The organism is Daejeonella sp. (genome assembly GCF_037719425.1).
In the GTDB taxonomy this organism is placed as follows: domain Bacteria; phylum Bacteroidota; class Bacteroidia; order Sphingobacteriales; family Sphingobacteriaceae; genus Daejeonella.
The window spans coordinates 11,625-16,541 of sequence record NZ_JBBJNI010000080.1 but is presented as its reverse complement, the minus strand read 5'-3'; the positions used below and the strand labels follow the sequence as shown (position 1 = coordinate 16,541).

At 45.6% G+C, this 4,917-nt stretch carries 5 protein-coding genes; 3 read left to right on the top strand and 2 right to left on the bottom strand.

Features of this window, described 5'->3' with window-relative positions; translation table 11 throughout:
* Both WKF69_RS11605 and WKF69_RS11600 read left to right on the top strand, forming a co-directional pair.
* Window positions 1-1,179 (top strand): outer membrane beta-barrel family protein (locus WKF69_RS11605; protein ID WP_340382080.1); only part of this gene is annotated, 1,179 nt, incomplete at its 5' end.
* A gap of 184 nt (window positions 1,180-1,363) precedes the next feature.
* Window positions 1,364-2,587, top strand: a complete 1,224-nt coding sequence (locus tag WKF69_RS11600; protein ID WP_340382078.1) for a DUF1343 domain-containing protein — start codon at window positions 1,364-1,366, stop codon at window positions 2,585-2,587.
* 150 nt (window positions 2,588-2,737) lie between these two features.
* Here the strand turns inward: WKF69_RS11600 and WKF69_RS11595 are convergent, their stop codons facing one another.
* Window positions 2,738-3,376, bottom strand: a complete 639-nt coding sequence (locus tag WKF69_RS11595) for a DUF1349 domain-containing protein (RefSeq protein ID WP_340382076.1) — start codon at window positions 3,374-3,376, stop codon at window positions 2,738-2,740.
* Between the two features lie 131 nt (window positions 3,377-3,507).
* Complete coding sequence (locus WKF69_RS11590) at window positions 3,508-3,930, bottom strand: helix-turn-helix domain-containing protein (RefSeq protein WP_340382074.1); 423 nt, start codon at window positions 3,928-3,930, stop codon at window positions 3,508-3,510.
* A gap of 111 nt (window positions 3,931-4,041) precedes the next feature.
* On the opposite strand from WKF69_RS11590, the gene WKF69_RS11585 reads away from it, so the two are divergent.
* Window positions 4,042-4,668, top strand: coding sequence for an NAD(P)H-dependent oxidoreductase (locus tag WKF69_RS11585; protein WP_340382072.1), 627 nt, complete (start codon window positions 4,042-4,044; stop codon window positions 4,666-4,668).
* Window positions 4,669-4,917: the final 249 nt, after the last annotated feature.

Below are 4,917 nucleotides of genomic sequence, written 5' to 3'. Positions count from 1 at the left end.
TTCAACCGCACACTGAACGCAATAGATATTAACCTGAAAGCTGTCAAGTTTGACTATACCACTAATCTGGGCAAGGGTAAACTGGAGACAGGAATGAAATTCTCAGACATCCGTGCTGAAAATGACTCGAAGTTTTTACATGTACTAAGCGCTAAGGACAGTCTCGACGACCGGCGCTCGAATGCCTTTGCCTACGATGAACAGATCACAAGCGGCTATGTGAATTTGAAAAGGAATTATAAAAAGTTGAGTTTGCAGGGAGGGCTGCGTCTGGAGAATTCCTCGTCAACCGGCGACCTGCTCTTTAAGGCTGCCGGATCAGATCAGGAACAAAATATCCGCAGGAACTACCTGAACCTCTTCCCGTCTGCAAGTGCGTCATACAAAGCCTCAGCCAGCCACAATTTTTCTCTGGGATATTCGAGGCGCATTGACCGGCCAGCCTATCAGGACCTGAATCCGTTTGTGTATATGCTGGACGAGCTTAACTTTTGGCAGGGGAACCCTTTTCTGCGGCCGCAGCTATCTCATCGGGGCTCATTTATCTATGCTTACAAAAGTTCTACGATCGTAGGGATAACGCTTGCCCATACAGACCAGTTCAGTACCCAGATCACGGATACTCTTGATCAGAACAAGGTAATGCTGGTATATCGTAACCTGGGAATACAGAATAACCTTTCCCTGTCCCTTACTCAGAATGTCTCCCCTGCGAAATGGTGGGACATCACATTTAATGGAACTCTGTATCAAATCCGTAATAAGATAGCATTCGATCAGTACCGTGATTTTGACCTGAAGCAGGCAGCAGCCCGCATGAACCTGCAGCAAACATTCAAGCTGCCATATAAATTTACAGCTGAGGTTTCCGGCTCCTTTACCTCAAGACGGCTTACCGGCGCGAACAATATCAGCCGGTCAGTCAGTCAGGTAGATCTGGGAATACAAAAGAGTGTCTTTAATACGAAAGGGATGCTAAGGCTCGTTGTCAATGATATTTATCAGGGCAGTAGAGGTAGTTCAGTACAAAGCTATGCCGGCTTCTACATGCGCAATTACAGCTATTATGAAACCCGGCAGGTAAGGCTTAATTTTACATATAAATTCGCCGACACAAGCGTCAAAGGGCCAAGGGCACGGAACTCTGCGCTGGGGGATGAGAATGGGAGGATTAAGTAACGGAAAACTGAAAGCTGAAAACTGAAAGTGGAATATAGCGTGCAGCACGCACGTCATCCCTGCCTACGGGAGAGGAAAACTTCGTGGTGAAAAACGTAAACTGGATCTAGTCAAAAAGGCGTCATCCTTCAGTTTTCAGTTTTCAACTTTCAGCTATATTACTCAAACAACCAACAACTAACAAATGAAGAACCTCGCATTTATAACCTTATTAATCATTTCTATCCTGGGATGCGGAAGCGGAACACCAGAGCAAACCAAATCTGATTCAACATCTGTTGCAGTCAATACTTCGGCCGATGGCACAATTATTACCGGCGCGCAGCAGATCAATAAATATCTGCCCCTGCTTAAGGGAAAGAAAGTAGCGCTTGCAATTAACAACACATCGGTGATCGATGGTAAGCTTAGTATGGACACTCTACTGAAGCTTGGGGTGAATATTGTCAAAGGTTTCGGGCCTGAGCACGGTTTCCGCGGAAAGGCGAGTGCCGGAGCAAAGATAGGTGACGAGACTGATGAGAAAACAGGTGTTCCGCTCATCTCTCTGTACGGCTCTAAATACAAACCAACAAAAGCAGATATGCAGGGCATCGATGTCATGATCTTTGACATGCAGGACGTTGGCGTGCGATTCTATACCTATCTCTCAACCCTGCATTATATCATGGAAGCCTGCGCTGAGAATAACGTCGACCTGATCGTTCTGGATCGCCCAAATCCAAACGATGGCTATGTTGACGGCCCGGTAAGGGAAGCAGATCAGGAGTCTTTTGTAGGCAAGCACGCTATACCCATTCTGCACGGTCTAACCTTTGGGGAATACGCGGGAATGATCAATGGCGAAGGATGGCTTCCCGGCAAGGTGAAGAGCAAGCTCACAGTTATCAAAATGGAAAACTATGCCCATGGCAAACCCTACACACTGCCAATTGCACCATCTCCAAACCTGAACACCCAGCAGTCCATCTTACTATACCCATCGCTTTGTCTTTTTGAAGGAACTGTTATAAGTCAGGGACGCGGAACTCTTTACCCCTTTACCGTACTAGGAAATCCGCAGCTTAAAGGGAAATATAAATTTTCGTTCAAGCCTGCGTCTATTCCCGGCATGAGCGAAAAACCACCGCATATGGATAAAGACTGCTATGGTCTCGATCTCAGAAAATATGACACCAGCACCTTCACCAAAACCGGCCGCATAAACCTTACCTGGCTAAAAGAGTTTTACGCCGCATATCCTGATAAAGGCGCGTTTTTTAGAAACGCAAACTTCGATCGCCTGGCAGGTACAACGAAACTAAGACAGCAAATCATTGATGGTAAATCCGAAGACGCGATCAGGAAAAGCTGGGAACCGGCACTGTCCTCGTACAAGGTGACGAGAGCGAAGTACCTTTTATATTAGTTATACGTTGTACGTTTTACGTTCTACGTCTGGGCGGCAAGCATACTACCACTTTCTTACAGCGTTTAGAAAACTTACAACGTAATACGTACAAGTTATAACTCTTACGGCGTCTAGAAAACGTACAACGTACAACGTATCACGTACAACTTAATCCTTTCCGGAATACACAATCCCCGAATACTCCACCTTGCAATCCGGCCCGATCGGCGACTGTGAGTAGAACCCGATCTTCATATTCTCCGTTTTGTGATAGACAAAATCACGTACTACATCCCACTTTTTTCCATCCTGTGAGGTGAGAAACGTAAATACCCGTCCAACCTTACGAACCCGCAGATAGATCTCCTTATTTTGAGGGATGTTGAAATAGCTGTCGTCAGTGATCTTATTCTTCACTACCGAGTTTCCAAGAATCAGTTTATCGCCAGTATATTGAAACAGGATCTTCGCCCAGTTATCCCGGTCGCTGTAAACAAGAACTGCTCCTCCGTCATAGCGGCCATCAAAATCAGGTTTTACCTTTGCAGAGAAATCAAATTCCTTTGCAGGTGTGAAGAGAAACTTCGCAGCGTTGCCAAAAAAGGCTGTGCCGCTGGCAGGATTGTGCAGATCGGTTTTTTCGCCAGCTGTCAGCATTACCGCGTCATCAGCTAATACTTTGAATTCCTTAACCCCGTCGATCACCGTAAAAGGCGGCAGAGATTTGATTGTGCCGGTAATGGGTTTTTGTTGAGCCTTTAGGAGAGCTGGGATTAGGAGGAGGAGGAGGAGGTTTTTTTGGAACATTATTTTGGAGCTGAAAGTTGAAAACTGAAAGTGGAATTTAAGATTTAATAATAGAATCAGCTAGTTTTTATTAAATATTCGACCAGTTTGATACGTCCAGTTCAGTTTTCAGCTTTCAGTTTTCCGTTGATTTAATTATTTTTTAATTGATAACGTCCCCTTGCCTCAAAAACCTTCCCCATATTATCATTCGCCCATTTCGATAAGCCGATCAGCTCAACGACCAGGCTTTTGCCCAGCGGCGTTAATTCATATTCAACCCTTGGCGGGATCTGCGGGAACTGGGTGCGGGTGATAAAGCCGTCTTCTTCCAGAGTGCGAAGCGTGACCGTAAGCATCCGTTGTGAGATGCCCTCCACCTGATTTTTCAGCTCTGTAAAGCGGAGTTTATCAGATTTTCCGAGAGTGATGAGGGTGTGCATGGTCCATTTATCGCTGATGCGAGCAAGCACATCAGTAATGGGGCAATCGTTTGTCTTTCTTACGTCAGAAAAATAATCTTTTATTTCTTCACTAGCGCTTTTAGAGGCTAAATCGTCATTAGTTACTTTCATACAACTGAGTATTATCGCTGTTCCTTATTGTTTAGGCCAAAATTACTAAATAGTTTTGAGTTATTAAAAGTAACTAATAGTAATAATTGAACCACGGATATTATATCAGCATTGAACTGGCGCTACGCCACCAAAAGTATGAACGGAACGCTTGTTCCTCAGGAAAAAATAGACATCATTTTAGAAAGCATCCGCCTCTCAGCTTCTTCGATAGGGCTTCAGCCCTATAACGTTTTAGTGATAAGCGACAGGGATCTTTTAGAGAAGATCCAGCCGATAGCTTTCAATCAGGGACAGATCACGCAGGCTTCGCACCTAATCATTTTCGCCGCCTGGGATAAGATTACCCAGGAGCGCGTAGATGCATTCATTAGCAACATAGCAGTGTCGCGCGGCGTTGAAGAATCTTCCCTCGGAATAATGCGGGGTTACGGTGATAACTTCGTCGCTCAATCTGCCGAAGACAATTTTAAATGGGCCGCACGTCAGGCCTATATCGCGCTCGGTACAGCACTCGTTGCGGCAGCCTCTGTGGAAGTAGACAGCACCCCAATGGAAGGCTTCAACACCGAAGCACTTGATGAACTGCTGGGCTTAAAAGAGCGCGGCCTGAAAAGCGTTTCCATTCTTCCAATCGGATACCGGGATGCGGAAAAGGATTGGCTGGCACCCCTGAAAAAAGTCAGGACACCGAAGGAGGAGCTGTTTGTTTTTGACGGGGAACTTTTAGTGAGTTGATTTTTTCAGTTGAGGGTTGAGAGCCTAGCCTGACCTCGAAGTCAGGAGGCACCTACGGAGCCCCGCATTACATTTATCGTTAAAACTACAAACAGGGAGCTCCGCTGGAGCCGTTGTAGTGTAAGTAAGAAGCAGCGAATAATCTGATATTACCGTTACCTAAATCTCTTTTCCAGGTATGGAAAATAAACTACATTGTACACCAGCAATCAGGAGATTGCGTACCTGCTCCGTTAGGAGCATCCTGTT